The 16,348-nt window shown below is 66.7% G+C and carries 25 protein-coding genes and 2 tRNA genes; 7 read left to right on the top strand and 20 right to left on the bottom strand.

What is annotated here, in order from left to right; genetic code table 11:
* Genes DV709_RS12240 through DV709_RS12165 form a run of 16 tightly spaced genes read right to left on the bottom strand, consistent with a single transcriptional unit; the run spans position 1 to position 8,769 of the window.
* On the bottom strand, positions 1-177 hold the full coding sequence (locus DV709_RS12240; RefSeq protein ID WP_117594708.1) for a 30S ribosomal protein S14: 177 nt from the start codon (positions 175-177) through the stop codon (positions 1-3).
* A complete protein-coding gene (locus DV709_RS12235; protein ID WP_117594707.1) occupies positions 174-689 on the bottom strand; it encodes a 50S ribosomal protein L5 in 516 nt (171 codons plus the stop codon). Before DV709_RS12235 ends, DV709_RS12240 begins: the two co-directional genes overlap by 4 nt.
* On the bottom strand, positions 686-1,420 hold the full coding sequence (locus DV709_RS12230) for a 30S ribosomal protein S4e (RefSeq protein WP_117594706.1): 735 nt from the start codon (positions 1,418-1,420) through the stop codon (positions 686-688). Before DV709_RS12230 ends, DV709_RS12235 begins: the two co-directional genes overlap by 4 nt.
* Entirely contained in the window at positions 1,417-1,770 is a 354-nt protein-coding gene (gene rplX / locus DV709_RS12225) for a 50S ribosomal protein L24 (protein WP_117594705.1), read from the bottom strand. Before rplX ends, DV709_RS12230 begins: the two co-directional genes overlap by 4 nt.
* 1 nt (position 1,771) lies before the next feature.
* Positions 1,772-2,170: a 50S ribosomal protein L14 gene (locus tag DV709_RS12220; protein ID WP_117594704.1), complete on the bottom strand. Its 399-nt coding sequence runs from the start codon at positions 2,168-2,170 to the stop codon at positions 1,772-1,774.
* On the bottom strand, positions 2,170-2,559 hold the full coding sequence (locus DV709_RS12215) for a 30S ribosomal protein S17 (protein ID WP_117594703.1): 390 nt from the start codon (positions 2,557-2,559) through the stop codon (positions 2,170-2,172). Before DV709_RS12215 ends, DV709_RS12220 begins: the two co-directional genes overlap by 1 nt.
* Positions 2,550-3,104 carry a ribonuclease P protein subunit gene (locus tag DV709_RS12210; protein WP_117594702.1) on the bottom strand — a complete coding sequence of 185 codons (555 nt, stop codon included), beginning with the start codon at positions 3,102-3,104 and terminating at the stop codon, positions 2,550-2,552. The genes DV709_RS12215 and DV709_RS12210 overlap by 10 nt, the downstream gene beginning before the upstream one ends.
* 1 nt (position 3,105) lies before the next feature.
* A complete protein-coding gene (gene rpmC / locus DV709_RS12205) occupies positions 3,106-3,312 on the bottom strand; it encodes a 50S ribosomal protein L29 (RefSeq protein ID WP_117594701.1) in 207 nt (68 codons plus the stop codon).
* Entirely contained in the window at positions 3,313-4,287 is a 975-nt protein-coding gene (locus tag DV709_RS12200; RefSeq protein WP_117594700.1) for a 30S ribosomal protein S3, read from the bottom strand.
* A complete protein-coding gene (locus DV709_RS12195; RefSeq protein WP_117594699.1) occupies positions 4,287-4,748 on the bottom strand; it encodes a 50S ribosomal protein L22 in 462 nt (153 codons plus the stop codon). Before DV709_RS12195 ends, DV709_RS12200 begins: the two co-directional genes overlap by 1 nt.
* Positions 4,749-4,752: 4 nt before the next feature.
* On the bottom strand, positions 4,753-5,175 hold the full coding sequence (locus tag DV709_RS12190) for a 30S ribosomal protein S19 (RefSeq protein ID WP_117594698.1): 423 nt from the start codon (positions 5,173-5,175) through the stop codon (positions 4,753-4,755).
* Positions 5,172-5,897: a 50S ribosomal protein L2 gene (locus DV709_RS12185; RefSeq protein WP_117594697.1), complete on the bottom strand. Its 726-nt coding sequence runs from the start codon at positions 5,895-5,897 to the stop codon at positions 5,172-5,174. Before DV709_RS12185 ends, DV709_RS12190 begins: the two co-directional genes overlap by 4 nt.
* Positions 5,898-6,149, bottom strand: a complete 252-nt coding sequence (locus DV709_RS12180) for a 50S ribosomal protein L23 (protein WP_117594696.1) — start codon at positions 6,147-6,149, stop codon at positions 5,898-5,900. It lies immediately after the preceding gene.
* Positions 6,146-6,889: a 50S ribosomal protein L4 gene (rpl4p, locus tag DV709_RS12175; protein WP_117594695.1), complete on the bottom strand. Its 744-nt coding sequence runs from the start codon at positions 6,887-6,889 to the stop codon at positions 6,146-6,148. Before rpl4p ends, DV709_RS12180 begins: the two co-directional genes overlap by 4 nt.
* Positions 6,890-6,896: 7 nt before the next feature.
* Positions 6,897-7,913, bottom strand: coding sequence for a 50S ribosomal protein L3 (locus DV709_RS12170; protein WP_117594694.1), 1,017 nt, complete (start codon positions 7,911-7,913; stop codon positions 6,897-6,899).
* A 4-nt stretch (positions 7,914-7,917) separates the two neighbouring features.
* Positions 7,918-8,769 (bottom strand): putative RNA uridine N3 methyltransferase, encoded by an 852-nt coding sequence (locus DV709_RS12165; protein ID WP_117594693.1) that lies wholly within the window; start codon positions 8,767-8,769, stop codon positions 7,918-7,920.
* A 222-nt stretch (positions 8,770-8,991) separates the two neighbouring features.
* Here DV709_RS12165 and DV709_RS12160 point away from each other — a divergent pair.
* From DV709_RS12160 to DV709_RS12150, 3 genes are all read left to right on the top strand, one after another.
* A tRNA-Gly gene (locus tag DV709_RS12160) sits at positions 8,992-9,062 on the top strand.
* A 503-nt stretch (positions 9,063-9,565) separates the two neighbouring features.
* Positions 9,566-9,639, top strand: a tRNA-OTHER gene (locus DV709_RS12155).
* A gap of 622 nt (positions 9,640-10,261) precedes the next feature.
* Positions 10,262-10,732: a MaoC family dehydratase gene (locus DV709_RS12150; protein ID WP_117595308.1), complete on the top strand. Its 471-nt coding sequence runs from the start codon at positions 10,262-10,264 to the stop codon at positions 10,730-10,732.
* Here DV709_RS12150 and DV709_RS12145 read toward each other — a convergent pair.
* Together DV709_RS12145 and DV709_RS12140 are read right to left on the bottom strand one after the other, a co-directional pair.
* Positions 10,729-11,073, bottom strand: coding sequence for a hypothetical protein (locus DV709_RS12145; protein ID WP_117594692.1), 345 nt, complete (start codon positions 11,071-11,073; stop codon positions 10,729-10,731). The genes DV709_RS12150 and DV709_RS12145 overlap by 4 nt on opposite strands.
* Positions 11,074-11,130: 57 nt before the next feature.
* Positions 11,131-11,364, bottom strand: coding sequence for a DUF7130 family rubredoxin-like protein (locus DV709_RS12140; RefSeq protein WP_117594691.1), 234 nt, complete (start codon positions 11,362-11,364; stop codon positions 11,131-11,133).
* Between the two features lie 166 nt (positions 11,365-11,530).
* Between DV709_RS12140 and DV709_RS12135 the strand changes: the two genes are divergently transcribed.
* From DV709_RS12135 to DV709_RS12120, 4 genes are all read left to right on the top strand, one after another.
* Positions 11,531-12,124: a hypothetical protein gene (locus tag DV709_RS12135; protein WP_117594690.1), complete on the top strand. Its 594-nt coding sequence runs from the start codon at positions 11,531-11,533 to the stop codon at positions 12,122-12,124.
* 24 nt (positions 12,125-12,148) lie between these two features.
* Positions 12,149-12,463: an MTH1187 family thiamine-binding protein gene (locus DV709_RS12130; protein WP_117594689.1), complete on the top strand. Its 315-nt coding sequence runs from the start codon at positions 12,149-12,151 to the stop codon at positions 12,461-12,463.
* A gap of 104 nt (positions 12,464-12,567) precedes the next feature.
* Positions 12,568-13,509 (top strand): methenyltetrahydromethanopterin cyclohydrolase, encoded by a 942-nt coding sequence (mch, locus tag DV709_RS12125; RefSeq protein WP_117594688.1) that lies wholly within the window; start codon positions 12,568-12,570, stop codon positions 13,507-13,509.
* A 3-nt stretch (positions 13,510-13,512) separates the two neighbouring features.
* Positions 13,513-14,001: a hypothetical protein gene (locus DV709_RS12120; RefSeq protein ID WP_117594687.1), complete on the top strand. Its 489-nt coding sequence runs from the start codon at positions 13,513-13,515 to the stop codon at positions 13,999-14,001.
* A 16-nt stretch (positions 14,002-14,017) separates the two neighbouring features.
* Here DV709_RS12120 and DV709_RS12115 read toward each other — a convergent pair whose 3' ends face one another.
* Positions 14,018-14,365 (bottom strand): hypothetical protein, encoded by a 348-nt coding sequence (locus DV709_RS12115; RefSeq protein ID WP_117594686.1) that lies wholly within the window; start codon positions 14,363-14,365, stop codon positions 14,018-14,020.
* Between the two features lie 113 nt (positions 14,366-14,478).
* On the bottom strand, positions 14,479-16,140 hold the full coding sequence (locus DV709_RS12110; protein WP_117594685.1) for a GTPBP1 family GTP-binding protein: 1,662 nt from the start codon (positions 16,138-16,140) through the stop codon (positions 14,479-14,481).
* Between the last annotated feature and the right edge of the window lie 208 nt (positions 16,141-16,348).

The raw sequence follows: 16,348 nt of genomic DNA, 5'->3' as shown, positions 1-16,348 counted from the left end.
TTATCGATACTTCTTGAATCCCATCTCGCGGGCGATCTCGCGGAAGCACTGCCGGCAGAGGTTGATGTCGTACTTGCCGACGAGCGCCTGTTTGCGACCGCATCGGCGGCACTCGTGGCGCTGGCCGGTGCGCTGCGTGGCGTGTTCGCCCGTCACGTCTGATTCACTCTCGCTCATTGTTCAACCTCTACGTCGAACGACTCCTCGAGGAACGAAACGGCGTCCTCGGGGGTCAGGCGGTGACTGGAGGGGATGCTCCGCGTCACCTGGTCTCGCTTCGCGACACGGTAGCCGGGGCGGACGAGGTTGACCGTCACGTCCAGCCCGTAGATACCGATCTCGGGGTCGTACTCCTGACTCGGGAACTCGGTGTGTTCTTCGACGCCGAAGCTGAAGTTACCCGTGTCGTCGAAGTTGCTCTCCGAGAGGTCCGCCAGCGGCAGCGCCGTCTCGAGGAACTCGTGGGCCGTCTCGCCGCGAAGGGTCACCTTCGCGCCGACCGGCGTACCGATGCGGACGCCGAAGTCCTGTCCGGCACGCTTCGAGGTGGTGCGGACGCTCTGTTGGCCGGTGACGGCCTCGATGATGTCCTCGGCGTTGGCGAGTTCGCGGCCACCCTGGCCGATGCCCATGTGGACGACGACCTTCTCGACGCGCGCTTGGCGCATCTCGTGGACGGACTCGCTCATTCGTCGTCACCTCCGGTGGTGGTGACTTCCGGCTCGCCGCCGGTGAAGTTCTCGTCGATGACGACGACGTAGTCGGCGACCGTCTCGAAGCTCTCGCCGTCTTCCTGCTCGACGGTGACGGTGTTGTCGCCGCTGCCGAGCGTGACGGTGATCTCCGTGATCTCGCCGATTTCGCCGGAGTGGCCCCCGGCGACGGCCGTCACGAGCGCACCTTCCTCGTACGGGAAGTGCGCGACGATCTCTTTCGACTCGTTGTCGACGACGACCGAGTCGCCGCTGCTGTACTCCGAGGCGTCCTCGAGGCTGACGTTCGTTCCGTCGTGCAGCGTCAGCTGGAACGCGCCGCCGGCGACCTGCCGCTTGCCGACAATCTTGCCGAGGCGGCTCGACGCCGCGTCCTCGTCGATGGCGGTCAGCGCGAGGCGACCACCCTCGTCGGGGAAGACGCGGTAGTACTCGTCTCGGGCGGTGAACGCCAGGATGTCGAACATCCCGATGGGACGACGCTCGTCGGCGACGTTGTCGCCGTTGACGAGGACGGTCCCCTCGTTGAGCGCGTAGCGCGCTTCCTTCTTCGTGTTGACGTAGCCGAGAACGTCCCGCAGCAGGATGAGCAGGGGGACACCCTGTTCGCCGTGCGGACCGGCGCCGGCTTTGACCGTCCAGACCTGTTCTTTCCGTTCGACCGGCCACGAGTTCGGGACCGAGAGTCGCTTCTGATGCTTCGTCATTCGTCACCCTCCAGACGCGCTTGACGGCGCTCGTCTTCGAGGTCCAGTTCCGTCACGCGGACGTTCGAGGTGTCGAGCGGCCGGGGGACTTCTTCCCCGTCGGCCTTCTCGACGACGACGCCCTCGACGGTGATGACCTCGCGCTTGAGGTCGACGTCGACGACTTCGCCGGTCGTTCCGGCGTCGTCGCCGCGGAGCACCTCGACGGTGTCGCCCGCGTTCACGCGGACGTTGCGTCGACCGTACTCCTCGCGGAGGTCGCTCGACAGCGTCGCGCGGACCTGCGTGTGTCGCTCGTGCAGCGGCGCGTCGCGGTTCTGGATTCGCTGTTTGCGTGGTTGCTTGCTCATGCTATACGATCATCGTAGCCGTGGATGCGATGCTCCCGAAGCGCTCGGCGACTTCCCGCGCGATGGGACCCTTGATTTCGGTCCCGCGAGGCTCGCCGTTCTCGTCGATGATGACGGCGGCGTTGTCCTCGTACTTGACGCGCGTGCCGTCGGGCCGGCGGATGGATTTCCGCTGGCGAACGATGACGGCTTCGAGCACCTGTCGACGCATCTCGGGGGTGCCCTTCGTGACCGAGACGGTCACTTTGTCGCCGACGCCCGCTTTGGGGTGTCGGTTCTTCGTTCCGGAGTAGCCGGCGACGCTGATCACTTTCAGCTCGCGGGCTCCGGTGTTGTCGGCGCAGACGATGAGCGAGCCCCGTTCGAGGCCCTGCGTGACGTCGGCTTTCAGCGCCTCCATCACGCCTCACCCTCTTCGTCCGACTCGTCGCCGGCCGTCTCCGGGGCCGCGAGGCCCTCGGTGACTTCCAGCGACGCGATTTTCTCGACGACCACGTGCGATTTCGTCTTCGACAGCGGTCGTGTCTCTGCGATGCGAACCGTATCGCCTTCCTCGAGCTCCACGCACGGGGGTGCGTGGGCGGGAACGCGACTACGCCGCTTCATGTAGCGGTCGTACTTGGGAACGCGAACGTCGTATTCGCGCTCCACGATGACGGTTTTGTCCATGTCTGTGGAGGCAACGGTGCCCTCGAGCGTCTGTCCTCGCACGGCAAGCGAGCCGTGGAACGGACAGTTCGCGTCGGAGCAGCTCTCCTCCGGTTCTGGTACGTTCAGTCCTATCGCCATGTAGATTCACCTACGTTTTCGGTGCGCAATGCGGGTCGTGAGAGCAGCTTTGCACCATCCACCGTAACGTAGACTGCGCCCTCGCAGTCGTCCGACGAACCGTCGTCGGACGAGCCCTCGCGGGTCGACCCAGACTGACCGGCTAAATCACCGGCAGTTTCCGACTCCCGTTTGGACGCAGACCCCGGGGCCTTGCGGCGTCGTCGGCGCGTGTCCGACGACTCGTCGAGGTGGTCTCGACGGTTCCCGGCGGCTTCATTTGTGCGCGACGGCCCGGTTGTCGGGCCGCCGTCCGTTCGTTCGAGCGCGAACTCGAACGTCGTTCCGCGTTTCGGCACCTGAACGACCCGAGCGCCTCGCTCGGCGACTTCGTCGCCGAACAGTCGAGCGGCAGCGGGCACGTCGCAGTCGACGTGCAGCGTCTGCATCGTCTCGACGACGACACGGCCGGCTATCCCGACGAGGTCGGGGTTGTCGGCGGCGGCCACCCGGACGGGCAGGCCGTTGAGTTCGTGTCGCGCGAGGCGTTCGGGCGTCAGGGCCATCTTACTCGTCGTCGCCCTCTTCGTTCTGGATGGTCTTGATTCGGGCGATGGTCCGGCGAATCTCGCCGATTCGGCCGGGGTTCTCCGGCGCGCCGCCCGCCGCTTGCACGGCGCGGGCGTTCAGGAGCTCCGTCTCGAGTTCCTCGATCTCCGCCTCGCGCTCTGCGGGCGTCATGTCGCGGATCTCGTCGGGGTAGAAGATGGCCATCTACTGACCCTCCTCCTCGTCGGCTTCCATCTCGGCGACGAGGTCGGCGGCCTCCTGCTCGACTTCCTCGTCGAGTTCGGAGAGCTCCGTCTCCACGTCGTCGGTGGCTTCCTCGTCTTCGTCGAGCGCGTGCTCGTCGTCGTCGACGTCGCCGGTGGCGACCGGTTCCTCCTGCGCGTCGGCCGTCTCGCCGGTCTCCTCGACCACTTCTTCGACGACTTCCTCGTCGATGGCGTCCTGGGCGTCGTCCTCGCCGGCGTGTTCGGCGGGCACGTCGTCGGCATCTTCGCCGACGTCCGGCACTTTCTCGTCTTCGGGCTCTTCGAGGAGGTCCTCGACGCCCTCGGTCTCGGCGATCTGTTCGACCGCTTCGACCTCGACGTCCTCGGCGACGGAGAAGTCGTCGGGGAGCTGCGCTCCCGGCGGGATGATCTTCACCGTCACGCCGATGGTGCCGAGCTTCATGACGGCGACACCTTGGCCGGTGTCGACGACTTCCTCGGCGGGTTCGCCGTTGTGCTTGATGTAGCCGCGGTTGAACTTCTCGTCGCGCGAGCGGGCGCCGGTGACCTTGCCGTTGAGCTTGATCTCCGCGCCGAGTGCGCCGGCGTCCATGATGCGGTCGATGGTCGTGTGGCCGGCCTTACGGAAGTACCAGCCGCGTTCGAGCGCGTTGGCGAGGCGGTCCGCGACGATGCGCGCGTTCAGGTCGGGCTCGTCGACCTCCTGAACGTCGATCTGGGGGTCGTCGAGGTTGAACCGCTCTTCGAGCTGGCGGGTGACCTTCCGGATGTTCTTCCCGCCCTTGCCGATGACCATGCCGGGCTTCTCGGCTTTCAGGACGATCTGCGTCCCCATCGGCGTTTTGGCGACGTCCATGCCGCCGTAGCCGGCGCGGCCGAGCTCTTCGGCGAAGAACTCGTCGATCTGCGAGCGCTGGAGTCCGTCTTCGATGAACTGGTGTTCGTCTGCCATTATTCTTCGACCTCCTCGATGATGAGCTCCACGTCGACGAGCGTCGTGTTCCACGGGTCCGCTCGTCCGAACGCGCGGGGCTTGCGCCCCATCTGCTCGTCGACCTTGTGGGGGGCGACGTGTTTGATGACCATCGATTCGCCGTCGAAGCCCTGCTCGTTGGCGTTGTTACGCGCGTTCTCGAGCAGCTTCAGGAAGTCCTTCGAGGCTTTGTTCGGGTAGCGACCCGCGTCCCACCCGTCGATGTCGCCTTTGTGGCCGACGCCGGAGTTGTGCTGCTTGAACGGCACCGACTGCTTCTCGTCGATGACGTCCTGCAGGTACGACTCGGCGTCGTCGACGCGCTCGCCCTTGATGGCGCGCGCGATGGCCTTGCTGTGCTTCAGGCTGATGGGCCGCTCCCGGAGCATGGCTTTCGCCGTCGTGTCGGGGTCGGCCTCGACGCTGTAGTTGATTCCCATGGTGTTACTTGAGTGGCACGAACTTCGAGGACCGGGTCGCACCGATGCCGGCCTGCCCGTGTTCGACCGAGTTGCGGGTGAGCTGGAACTCGCCCAGGTAGTGGCCGATCATCTCGGGCTGAATCTGGACGCGCTCGAAGCTCTGGCCGTTGTAGACGGCGAACGTCAGTCCGACGAACGCGGGCACGACGGGCATGTCGCGCAGGTGCGTCCGAATCGGGTTGTTCGCGGTCTCCTCTTCGGTCTTGTTCCGGGCTTTCTCGAGCAGTTTCTCCTGCTCGACGCCCAGACCACGGTTGATGGTTCGCCGCATGCGCGCGGGGAGCAGTTCTGCGACCTCTTCGAGCTCCATCTCCTGCAGCTCGTCGAGCGTGTGGCCGCGGTAGGTGAACTCGCCCTCGCGGCCGGTGCGGTAATCTGTGCTCATTTGTTACGACCTCGTCCGGTGCGTTTCGATGCGATGTCTCCGACCTTCCGTCCCGGCGGCGCGTTGCGCGAGACGGACTTCGGCTTGCCGGGGTGCTGACGACCGCCGCCACCGAACGGGTGGTCGACGGCGTTCATCGCGACACCGCGGACGCGCGGGTACTTGGTACCGCGGGCGCGCATCTTGTGGTGCTTCTTCCCCGCCTTGACGAACGGCTTCTCCGTCCGACCGCCACCGGCGACGACGCCGATGGTGGCGCGGCACTGCGGGTTGAGCCGTTTGACCTCGCCGCTGGGCAGCTTGACGGCCGCGACGCGCTTGTCGTGGGTCAGGAGCTGCGCCGAGACGCCGGAGGCGCGGGCGAACTTGCCGCCGTCGCCGGGCTGGCGCTCGACGTTGCAGACCGGAACCCCCTCGGGGATTTCGGCCAGCGGCAGCGTGTTGCCGGGCTTGATCTCGGCGGAGACACCGACCTGGATGGTCTCGCCGACCGTGACGCCCTCTGGGGCGAGCACGAGCCGCCGGTCGCCGTCTTCGAACTCGACGTCGGCCAGCGGCGCGGCGCGCGCGGGGTCGTGTTCGATGTCGACGACGGTACCGGAGATGGTGTCGCCGTCCTTCGATTCCTTCTTGTGCGTGAGTTCGGCCTTGTAGCGGTGCGACGGCGCACGGAACGTGGACGTGCCGCGTCCGCGACGTTGGCCTTGGATTCTACGTCCCATCTAGAACACCCCGATTCGGGAGGCGATCTCCTGTGCGTCGTCGTCCTCGGACAGACGCACGGTCGCCTTCTTCGTTCCTTTCGGCGTGACCTGCGTGTTGATACTCGAAACGGTCACGTCGTAGCGCGATTCGACCTCTTCCTTGACCACGGGCTTCGAGGCGTCGAGGTCGACGATGAACTGGAGCTTGTTGTCGAAGTCCATCTCGTTCATCGCCTTCTCGGTGACGAGGGGGTGGCGGATGACGCTCATCGGTCGGCCACCTCCTCGACGGCGCTCTCGGTCCAGACGGTCAGGCGACCGGCGTGGGTGCCGGGCGCGAGGTCCTCGGTGTTGACCTCGGCGGCGGTGACCACGTCGGCACCGGCGAGGTTGCGAGCCGCCTTCGACGGCTCCTCGCTGGTGACGAAGAGGATGGATTTGGGTCGCTTGTACTTGCGACCGCGGGCCTTCCCCTGTCCGGCGCGGACTTTGCGGTCCTCGGCGCGCTCGATGTCGGCGTCGACGCCGAGCGCTTCGAGCAGCGAGACGACTTCCTGCGTCTTCACGAGCTCCTCGAACTCGTCGCTGACGACGAGCGGGAGTTCGACGCCGTCGTCGAACTGGTGGCCGCGCTCCGCGACGACTTCCGCGTCGGTCGTCGCCGCGATGGCCGAGCGGACCGCCAACTGGCGCTCCTTCTTGTTGATCTTCTTGCCGTGCTCCTTTTCGGCCTTCGGCGGGTGCGCTTTGCGACCGCTGACGGCCTGCGGGACACGACGTGCGCGCCCGTTCTCTCGGGGCACGTGCGCCATACCGCGGCCGCTGCCGAGCGACTCGGCCGGGGTTCGCATCCCGGCGAGGGGGTCGGCTCCGTAGGCCTGCGTTCGGTTCGCCTGTGCGGCGAGGACGGCGCGCTTGATGAGGTCCGGACGGTACGTCGTCTCGAAGACCTCCGGAAGCTCGAGCGTGCCGGCATCGTCGCCGTTCAGGTCCTTGATTGTTGCTTCCATTCGTTAGTCACCCCTGGTTGGACGCGGTGGAGACGTAGCGCACCTCGGGGTCGAGGCGCGGCTGTTCGTTCGGTCGGATGGCCGGGCGGAAGCGCAGGAGGCGCTTGTTGGGGCCCGGGAGCGAGCCCTCGACGAGCGCGTAGTCGCCGTCGACTTCGCCGTAGTTGACGAAGCCGCCGTCGACGGACGCGTCGTCGCCGTCGCCCATCGCGACGAGGCGTTTGTTCAGTTCGGTGCGCTGGTGGTAACCGGTCTGCCCCTGCTGGGGAACCGTCGAGCGGACGCGGCTCGGGTTCCACGGGCCGAGGTTACCGATGCGACGCCGCCATCCCTGGCGGGCGTGCTTGCCTTTGCGCTTCTGGACGCCCCAGCGCTTGACGGGACCCTGCGTCCCCTTGCCTTTGGTGACGCCGGCCGCGTCGAGGTACTCGCCCGCGCGGAAGACGTCGGCCATCGCGTGCTCGCCGCCCGCTTCGAGGAGGTCGAGCGCGAAGTCGGCGCGTTCGTCGAGCGAACCGCCGCCGACGCGAGTCTCCATCACGTCGGGTTTCTTCTTCGGGACGTTCTTCAGGCCGCTCGGGACGGTGTGGGTGATGACGCGAAGGTCATCGACCTCGCCGTCGTCGAGCAGCGAGCGGAGGTCGTCTGCGTCCTCCTCGAACGTGTCTTCCGACGGCAGGTCGAGGACGCGGTCGAGGTCCTCGTCGAGGTCGGTCGCCCAGACCTCGGTCGTCGGTTTCTGTCCGTACGGCGTGTTCTGGTAGGCTCGGAGTGCAACGGCGCGCATTGGCGGCGTCTCGACGACCGTGACGGGGACGGACTCTTCCATCCCCTCGCGGGCCGAGTTCGCCGTGTCGTTGACCATGACGACGTGGGTCATCCCGGCTTTGTAACCGGCGAAGCCCTGCAGTGCAGGGGAGCCCTCGTCGTCGGGCCACGACTTGATGCGCGGAACCTCTTTGGCTGCGCGCGTACGCGGGCCGAAGCCCATCGAGCCTTTTCGTGGTCTGCTTGGTTGTGGCATTGTTTCACTCCGTGAGTGTTAGGCAGGCGAGTGAGGCGAACATCGCTTCCTCCGTTCGCACCACTTCGCTGCCCTGTCGCGGAACCGTATTGAGCCAGAGGTCGAACCCCGGACCGGGTTCGACTCGTGTGCCCGCCGACTCCTCGTCGGCGACGGCTTCGGGCGGAAACCCGAAGATGTCCGGAAGCCCTCTCTCGGGCGAACCGAAGGCGACGGTCATTCCGTCGGCGGTTCGTCCGGCCAGCGTCGACAGCCGCCCGATGGACAGTTCCTGTCCGAATCGGGAGGTGGCGATTTTCACGCCGGCGTCCTCACGGCCGAGCGCTTCCGACAGGTCCATGCGCTCGACGACGAACCCCGGTGGGGTCTCGTCGACGATGCGCGCACGGACCGGTTCTCTCGAAGAGATCCTGACGGTGACGCGCTCTCCCTCCTCGGCCTCCATCTCCGGAGGCGTGTAGAGCGAGATCGGGTGTTGCAGTCCGCAATTGACCCGGACGCGACCTTCAGGTCCGACCTCGGTCACGATTCCCTGTGTTAACGACCCCGAATCGTCGGATTCGGAGCCGGTCCGTGGCGAGACACGGAGCGGCGGCAGCACGCCGGCGTACCGTAACTCGTCGCGCTTGCCCCACGCCTCTTGTCGGAGGTAGGGGGGCGTCGCGGCGTATTCGAGTACGGTAGCGACGAACTCGCCGCCCCATCGGCGCTCGCCTTCCCCGTCGGGGAAGACGACCAACCGGTCCGCCCGGAACACCGTCGCCGCGCGGGCGACGTAGCCGATTTTGCGAGTCGCCTCGCGTTGGTCCTCGGCTTCCCGGACGAGCGACGACGGCACGCATACGGTGAGTGTCATGCCGTCGTTTGGGTGTCTCGCCACTAGACTGTGACGTTGCTATCCGACACGCACTAAAAAGGGTAGCGGAATACAAATGCCCGTGAGACGCGCTCACATGACTGCTGACGACACATTCAGCCTGTTTTTGGGATGCGAACTACCCCCACGCCCGCTGTCGATTCGGGGCTGATTCGCAAGCCTTATCAACAAATGCCGCGATTGTGGAAATGCAGCAGTCAGGCGCTGGTAGTGTAGTGGTATCACGTGACCTTGCCATGGTCACAACCTGGGTTCAAATCCCAGCCAGCGCACTTCTACGATTTCAATACTCCGAGCGGCGCGTTTTATCGCGCCGCGAGGCTCCGAATCGGTGAATAGGTGACGGGATTTGAGCCCTGCAAATCGCCCGCAGCGAACAACGTGAGCCGAGCAGGACCGTCCGGCTCCGGTTCAAATCCCGGCGAGGCTGCTTCTCTCAGTTCGCTTCGCTCACTTCGTTCAGTAGCCCCGCCGACCCTCGCAAACTTTCGATTTGCTCGGTCCCAGCCAGCGCACTCCCTTCGGTCGCGCTCGGTGAATACCCAGTCAGCGTGTTCTCTCCACGGAAAGTCGTCTCTCCGAGAGTCCGTCCGCCGAGAGTGGACCCTGCGGACGAGAAAACTCCTCCGTAGCGCTGTCGAACACGGTTACACAACTCGAATCTGAGATGCGGCTTCACCACCCGCATCTCTTCTAGTGCCAGTCTCGCGACGTGATAAGGGAGAAAACGCCTTTACTACTGGCGCGTGTTGGTGAGAGTGCAGACAGTCACCCTGCGCTGGTAGTGTAGCGGTCAACACGCGGTCGTTTCCACGGCCGCAACCCAGTGTTCGAATCCTGGCCAGCGCATCTCTACGATTTCAGTACCTCCGAGCGGTGCGTCTCGTCGCGCCGCGAGGCTCTGAAGCGGTAAATTCGATGTGCAGGATTTGAGCCGATCAGTCGCAGCGCACGAGCGCAGCGAGTGCGACCGTCTGACCCAGTTCGAATCCTGGCCAGCGCACTCCCTTCGGTCGTACGCTGCCCAACCCTCGCAGACCTCCGGTCTGCTCGGTCCTGGCCGGCGCACGTCTCTAAATTTAGTACTCCGAGCGACGGGTTCCGTCACGGAGCACACAGACTCTCGTTCGGCTCACACTCTTCCGAACGGACGGGTGGCCCGCAAGTTGATAACGACATCTCGCAAGAGGGTAATCGCTGCCGACGAACCGAAATCGGGCACGCGACTGTGGCACCGAGAGTTCTGTAGCGAAGCAGAGAGTCGACGCTTCGTCGGCACGCCGTACACCGCATCGTGGGGGAAGTCCACCGACCGGCCCGCCCAGCGACGAGCAGACACCGGGCCGTCGCGGTCCGCGGGGCCGGTCGATGCGGTCGTACGCCAGTCGCGGCGAGGTCGGCGCGACCCGCCGCGATGTCGCTCGTTCGTCGATACCGGAACGGTAATTCCGTCAGCGAACCGTCGTTCGGTATGGAACCCGACGCCGCCACCTCCACCCGACAGTACTACGAGGACCTCGACCCGGCGGGTCGCTGGGAACTGGAGACGGCGACGTTGACGAGAGACGACATCGTCGCGTTCGCCGAGCAGTACGACCCCCAACCGTTCCACGTTGACGAGGACGCGGCGCGGGAGTCGATGTTCGGCGAACTCATCGCGAGCGGTCTCCACACCTACTGCGTCTGCAACCGACTGGCGACCGAGGCGTTCTTTCAGCGGGTCGCGTTTCTCTGCGGCCGCGGCCTCGACGACTTCCGGTGGCACCGCCCGGTTCGACCCGGCGACACCCTCTCTGGGTGGGTCGAACTCGGCGAGATGCGCGTCTCCGACTCCGACCCCGAGCGCGGCTACGTCGACGTCGAAATCACGGGCGTCAACCAGCGCGAGGAAGTCGTCATCTCGTGGACCGCCCACGCGCTCGTCGCCCGACGGCCGCGTTAACGCCGTTCGTCGCCCGGTTCGAGTCGGTCGTCGAACCCGGATTCGTCGCCAGCGTCGTCGCTCGGGAGCGTCGCGTCCTCGTCGACGCCGAGCGAGAGCGTCTCTCCGGTCTCGATTCGCGCGAGGTCGTCGAGTTCGCAGAGCGACGTGACCGCCGACTCCGGGACCCGCACCAGCACGGCGCGAAACTGTAGGTCGCGCTCGACGGTACCGCCGGCCTCCCGAACGGTCGATTCGAACGCGTCGCGGTCCGCGCCGCCGTCGAGTTCGACGACGAGCGTCACCTCTTCGCCGTCGATGGGGTCGTCGCGCATCCGACGCACAGGGTGTGAGAGGTACATACTGGATGCAGTTCGGTCGCGCACAAAAACGAGCTCGGTTCCAGTCGGGCGAAGCGGTCAGTCCTCCGTCCAGTAGTACAGCTCCTCGCGCGGCGCGTCGCAGTTCGAGCAGGCGACGGGGAACGCCTCCAAATCGCCGGTCTCGCCGCAGCGGTGACAGCGCCAGACGAGGTACGCTTCGCCGAACGCGGAGCTGCTGAGTCGTTCGTTTCTGACGACCGAGCGTCGGGGAATCGCGCCGGCGGCGGTCGAGTCGCTGGTCCGTGTTCGAGATGAGTGAATCGCGTCCATCGGTATCTATACACAGTGTGCGGTGATAAAACGGCGACTCGTCGGAACCGAGGGCGTTCGGAACCGCGGGAACGGTAGGAGCGAAGCCCGCCGGGAGCGAGATGGCCACCCACCGTCGGCGGCCGAAGTCAGCAGTTTGATGCGACGAGTCGCCGAACCGTCCCCCGTGCCCTCCGAGACGACACGTCGACGGGAGACAGAGTACGACTCCCGAGACGCCCATCCACGAACCCGTACGCGCCGACAGCTACTGACCGCCGCAGGTGTCGTCGCGGCCGCAACCGTCGCGGGCTGTCTCTCCGGGGAAAGCTCCGAGAGCAGTTCCAGCAACGACGTGGACGCCTGCAGCACGTGGGCGACGAGCCACGGCGAGGGGAGCCTCCTCAACAACGGCGCGCACATCGAAGCCGACGGGGAGAACGTCGTACTGGTGATACCGCTTCAACGGGACCGAATCGAGCAGTCCGGCGCGGCGTACGTCGAGGCGTATCGACGCGGGCAGGACGCCCCGGCGTTCGTCGTGCCGGTTCGTTCGGAACACGAACCGAACGCGCCGCAGGGGAAGTATCCGAGTACCGGCGTTATCGAGTACGAACAGACGCTCGGACCGCGTCCGCAGAACGGCGTCTACCGACTCGACGGCGTCGCCCCCGACGGGAGCGTCGTCGACACGGTCACCGTCGAGTTCAACTGCGCTCGCCGGCGCGAGAACGGAAACGAGACCGCTCGGCTCGCCGACGAGATCGACCCGCAAAGTTAGGACGCTGGCTGCAGACCCCCCGGTATGACCGTCATCGCACTGCTGAGCGTCGCACCAGTGACAGAAGAGAGCATGGCCGCCGACGTGGCCGACGCCGTCGCCGCGCTCGACGAGTTCGACGTCGAGTACGAGACGAATCCGATGGGAACCGTCGTCGAAGCCGCGGACGTCGAGACGCTGCTCGACGCCGTCGCCGCCGCACACAACGCCGTCGACGCCGACCGAGTGAGTACGTTCCTCAAAATCGACGACAAGCGGACCAGCGACGAACGAGCGCGGGAGAAAGTCGAGGCCGTCGAACGCGAACTCGGCCGCGAGGCACGAAGCGGAGGCGAGTAGAGCGACGCGCCCGACCGCAGCGTCCGGGGTCGTAGTCCCCGAAGTCGGTGTCGGGGCGACCGCCGACCGCCAAACCCTTTATCCGAATGGGCGCAACCGGAGGTATGGACAGTCTCAATCGGATGGCGATAGAACTCGTCGACGAGGCGCTCGACTTCGCCGACGAGTTGAACGTCGGCTCGTACGAACTGGAGTCGGGCGCGACGGTGCTGGACTTCGGCGTCGACGCCACGGGCGGGGTCGAAGCGGGATTGCTGCTGACGGAGATACAGACCGCCGGGCTCGCCACCGTCCAGACGCGGATGGGTACGGTCGACGGCGCGCCGATTCCGCACGTCGAACTGTCGACGGACCACCCCGCCATCGCGCTGCTCTGTTCGCAGAAGGCGGGCTGGGAGCTGGAGTTCGACCGCTTCGACGGCCTCGGCAGCGGCCCCGCACGCGCGCTCGTCGGCCAGGAGTCGGAGTTCGAGGCCGTCGGCTACTACGACGAGTTCGACCTCACCGTCCTCGCCGTCGAGAGCATCGACCTGCCGGGCGACGAGGTGGCCGAACACGTCGCCGACCTCGCGGAGGTCGAACCGAGCGCCGTCTTCCTGCCGGCGTTCGCCGTCGGCTCCATCGCCGGTAGCGTCAACATCGCGTCTCGGGCATCTGAACTCGCCGTCTTCCGCCTCTTCGAGCTCGGCTACGACCCCCGGGACGTGCTCTCGGTCAGCGGCAGCGCCCCTATGGCACCCGTCAGCTACGACGAGGGCGTGGCGATGGGCCGGACGAACGACGCGCTCGCCTACGGCGGCCAGGTCCACCTGACGGTCCGCGACGAGTTCGACCGCTTCGACGAGGTTCCGTCGACCGCCGCCGACGAGTACGGCACGCCCTTCGAGGACATCTTCGCCGAGAACGACTGGGACTTCTCGCAGGTGCCGGTGTCTGCGTTCGCGCCAGCGCAGGTGACCGTCGACGTCGTCGACGGGTCGACGCGCGTCTTCGGCGAGACGGACGAAGACCTGCTCGCGGAGTCGTTCGGCCTCCGCGAGCTCTGAGCCGTGCAGTTCAAACTCGTCCCGCCCGCGCCCGACGACCTCGGCGTCGTCGCCGACGCCCAGAGAGCGGTGCCGCTGGTTCCCGACTCGGAGGACGACTGCTGCGAGCGCCTGATACGTCGCGTCGGCTTCCCGAGTCGAGACGCCGCTCGGACGTGGCTGACGTTCCTCCGGGCGCTGGAACTGGCCACCGAGACGCCGGGCGGCTTCAAGCGGCTTCGAAACGACCCGACGCCCGACCACCTGCGCGACGCGTTCGTCCGCCGCGTGTTCACCGCCGAGGAGTTGCTCGCGGTACTCGACGACGCCGAAGAGCCGGTGAGCGCCGACGAGGCGTACGACCGCGTCCGCGACCGGGTGCCGCAGTGGGAGCACTTCAAGAACCCGAACCGCTGGGAGGAGATCTGGCGCGAACGCGTCGGCGACGTGCTGGAGTGGTTCGTGCTGCTCGACCTCGCGGAGCGTCTCGAGGACGGCTACGTCCGGTGTTGAGCGCCGACGCGTCGGCTCACGACCGCCGCTGGACGAACACGTCACCCAGATAGCTCCCCGCGAACGCGCCCCCGCCGCCGAGGCCGACCGTCACCGTCTGGCCCACCCCGAGCGCACCCGCCGCGTAGACGGCGACGGTACCGACGACCAGCGCGCCGAGGGAGGCGAGAAACGCCGCGCCGCTGTCGAACGACCCGGGGCTGTCGAACCCGCCGAACGTCTCCGCTCTGAGCAGCGGTATCGCCACCGCGACGCCGGCGACGATGGCGAGCGGCCCGTCGAGTCCCGTCGACCCGAGTACCGCCGTGACGACGCCCGCCAGCAGCGCTCCCGTAACCGTCAGCACGACCTGTCGCTGTTCCATGCGTCGAATATTCGCTTCGGAGAGAAGGACGTTGCGGGAGCAGCGCCGGCGGGTCGGCGGCCGTTCCACGCGGGTCGGCGGACGTTCCACACGGGTCGTCGCGCTGCGCGGGCTCAGTCGTAGTGCACGTCGGTCACGGTACCGACGCCTTTGCTCTGCCCCTCGCGGAAGACAAACCGCTGGCCCTCCTCGATGAGGTACGGTCTGAACTTGAACTCGACGCGCGAGTGGCCGGTGTCGCCGGGGAGGAGACGCCCCTCGTCGGGGTGGAACACCGCCGCCTCGCTGATGGTTTCGAGGTGGATGACGGGTTCGTAGCCCGTCCCGATGCGCGTCGGGTGGTTGAGCACTATCACGTCGGCCTCGAACGAGCGGACGGCTCGCGGGTCGGAGGCCTTCGGGACGAGCACCATCCCGCGCTCTATCTCGGCTTCCTTGACGCCCTTGAGCGCGATGCCGACGATGCGGCCCGCCTTCGCCTCGTCGACGCGGTGGTAGTGCATCTCGATGGAGCGCACCTCCACGTCGCGGAAACTGCCGTCCGGCATCGGCCCGAGCAGCAGTTCGTCGCCCGCTTCGACGGTGCCGGAGTTCACCGTCCCGGAAGCGACCGCACCGACGCCGGTGACGCTGTAGCTGCGGTCGATGTACATCCGGAACTGCCCCTGGCCGTCGCTCGTCTTCGGGAGCGTCTCGAACAGGTAGTCGAGGTCGTCCAGCCCCTCCGTGGAGACCGCGCTGGTCCGGAGGATGGGGACGACGGAGTCGCTTATCTCCTCGGCGGCGGCGTCGACGCCGTAGCGTTCGACCGCCAGCGGCGTCTTGCCCACGTCGCGAAGCAGTTTCTCGACCTCGTGTTCGACCTCGGCGACGCGCTCGTCGCTGACGGCGTCGACTTTCGTGATGGCGACGAGCGTCGGCAGTTCGGTCGCGAGGAGGATGCCGAGATGTTCGCGCGTCGTCTTCGTCGGCCCGTCGTCGGCGGCGACGACGAGCAGCCCGTAGTCGAGTTTCTGGCCGACCAGTCCCCGGATGGTGGTGCGGAGCCACGGCTCGTGGCCGACGGTGTCGACGAAGGAGACGAGGCGGTCGGCCGTCTCGACGACGCGGGCGCGGTCGCTCTTGCGGTGCGGGTTGCGCATGTGGACCGGACCGTCGTCGTCGAAGCCGTAGACGGCGTACGAGAGGTCCGCCGAGAGACCGCGTTCGACCTCGTGCGGTTGCACGTCGAGGAACCCGCGGGTCCCGCCGTCGCCGTCGTCGGCCTGTCCGGTGACGAGCGAGCCGACGAGCGTGCTCTTCCCGTGGTCGACGTGGCCCGCGGTGCCGACGACGATGTGCTCCTCGTCGGTTTCGAGCATCGCCCCCTCGCGGATGGTGGCGACGCCGACGAGGCCGGCGTCGGGGTCGTCGCCTCGCGTCGTCCCCCCGCCCGACCCGTTCGAGGCGCGTCGCGTCTCGTCGCCGACACCCCAGGTATCTACGTCTTCGATGTGCGCGCCTGCCTCTTCGGCGAGCAGCGAGAGGACGTCCATCGACTCCGAGAAGGCGTCCGGCGAGATTCCGGCGATGCCGCCGTCGTCGGTGACGCCGACGACGTACGTCGCCTCGCCCTCCCCGGAGAGGACTCGGTGTCGGAGCTGGGCGGCGAGACTCTCCATGCGGCCACCCGAGAGGTGGACCTCCTTGGAGAGCCGTTCTTTGAATTCGATGTACCCGCCTTCTTCTTCTCCGCGCTGTAGGGCCTCTTCGAGGGCGGCCCGGTCGGCGCTCATGGGCGGCGGTAAGCGTCGGTTTGCTAAAACCTTTTTCGTGTCGTGAAAGAGCATACCACGGTCGTCGCGCCGGACGGTACGAGGTTCTCGAAGTCCGCTGGTGCCGAATCCTCCTTCGAGCGTGCCCTCGGACCCGTTCGATACGTCCGACCCGCGAAGGCGCGGAAGGCGAAGTGACCCGACGCGAACCGCGGGACACCGTCGAACG

The organism is Haloprofundus halophilus (genome assembly GCF_003439925.1).
Taxonomy (GTDB): domain Archaea; phylum Halobacteriota; class Halobacteria; order Halobacteriales; family Haloferacaceae; genus Haloprofundus; species Haloprofundus halophilus.
This window is presented reverse-complemented; position numbering and strand designations above follow the sequence as displayed.

Coding starts and splice junctions, on each gene's coding strand:
- DV709_RS12240 (WP_117594708.1), bottom strand. CDS start 177: ATGAGCGAGAGTGAATCAGACGTGACGGGCGAACACGCCACGCAGCGC.
- DV709_RS12235 (WP_117594707.1), bottom strand. CDS start 689: ATGAGCGAGTCCGTCCACGAGATGCGCCAAGCGCGCGTCGAGAAGGTC.
- DV709_RS12230 (WP_117594706.1), bottom strand. CDS start 1,420: ATGACGAAGCATCAGAAGCGACTCTCGGTCCCGAACTCGTGGCCGGTC.
- rplX (WP_117594705.1), bottom strand. CDS start 1,770: ATGAGCAAGCAACCACGCAAACAGCGAATCCAGAACCGCGACGCGCCG.
- DV709_RS12220 (WP_117594704.1), bottom strand. CDS start 2,170: ATGGAGGCGCTGAAAGCCGACGTCACGCAGGGCCTCGAACGGGGCTCG.
- DV709_RS12215 (WP_117594703.1), bottom strand. CDS start 2,559: ATGGCGATAGGACTGAACGTACCAGAACCGGAGGAGAGCTGCTCCGAC.
- DV709_RS12210 (WP_117594702.1), bottom strand. CDS start 3,104: ATGGCCCTGACGCCCGAACGCCTCGCGCGACACGAACTCAACGGCCTG.
- rpmC (WP_117594701.1), bottom strand. CDS start 3,312: ATGGCCATCTTCTACCCCGACGAGATCCGCGACATGACGCCCGCAGAG.
- DV709_RS12200 (WP_117594700.1), bottom strand. CDS start 4,287: ATGGCAGACGAACACCAGTTCATCGAAGACGGACTCCAGCGCTCGCAG.
- DV709_RS12195 (WP_117594699.1), bottom strand. CDS start 4,748: ATGGGAATCAACTACAGCGTCGAGGCCGACCCCGACACGACGGCGAAA.
- DV709_RS12190 (WP_117594698.1), bottom strand. CDS start 5,175: ATGAGCACAGATTACCGCACCGGCCGCGAGGGCGAGTTCACCTACCGC.
- DV709_RS12185 (WP_117594697.1), bottom strand. CDS start 5,897: ATGGGACGTAGAATCCAAGGCCAACGTCGCGGACGCGGCACGTCCACG.
- DV709_RS12180 (WP_117594696.1), bottom strand. CDS start 6,149: ATGAGCGTCATCCGCCACCCCCTCGTCACCGAGAAGGCGATGAACGAG.
- rpl4p (WP_117594695.1), bottom strand. CDS start 6,889: ATGGAAGCAACAATCAAGGACCTGAACGGCGACGATGCCGGCACGCTC.
- DV709_RS12170 (WP_117594694.1), bottom strand. CDS start 7,913: ATGCCACAACCAAGCAGACCACGAAAAGGCTCGATGGGCTTCGGCCCG.
- DV709_RS12165 (WP_117594693.1), bottom strand. CDS start 8,769: ATGACACTCACCGTATGCGTGCCGTCGTCGCTCGTCCGGGAAGCCGAG.
- DV709_RS12150 (WP_117595308.1), top strand. CDS start 10,262: ATGGAACCCGACGCCGCCACCTCCACCCGACAGTACTACGAGGACCTC.
- DV709_RS12145 (WP_117594692.1), bottom strand. CDS start 11,073: ATGTACCTCTCACACCCTGTGCGTCGGATGCGCGACGACCCCATCGAC.
- DV709_RS12140 (WP_117594691.1), bottom strand. CDS start 11,364: ATGGACGCGATTCACTCATCTCGAACACGGACCAGCGACTCGACCGCC.
- DV709_RS12130 (WP_117594689.1), top strand. CDS start 12,149: ATGACCGTCATCGCACTGCTGAGCGTCGCACCAGTGACAGAAGAGAGC.
- mch (WP_117594688.1), top strand. CDS start 12,568: ATGGACAGTCTCAATCGGATGGCGATAGAACTCGTCGACGAGGCGCTC.
- DV709_RS12115 (WP_117594686.1), bottom strand. CDS start 14,365: ATGGAACAGCGACAGGTCGTGCTGACGGTTACGGGAGCGCTGCTGGCG.
- DV709_RS12110 (WP_117594685.1), bottom strand. CDS start 16,140: ATGAGCGCCGACCGGGCCGCCCTCGAAGAGGCCCTACAGCGCGGAGAA.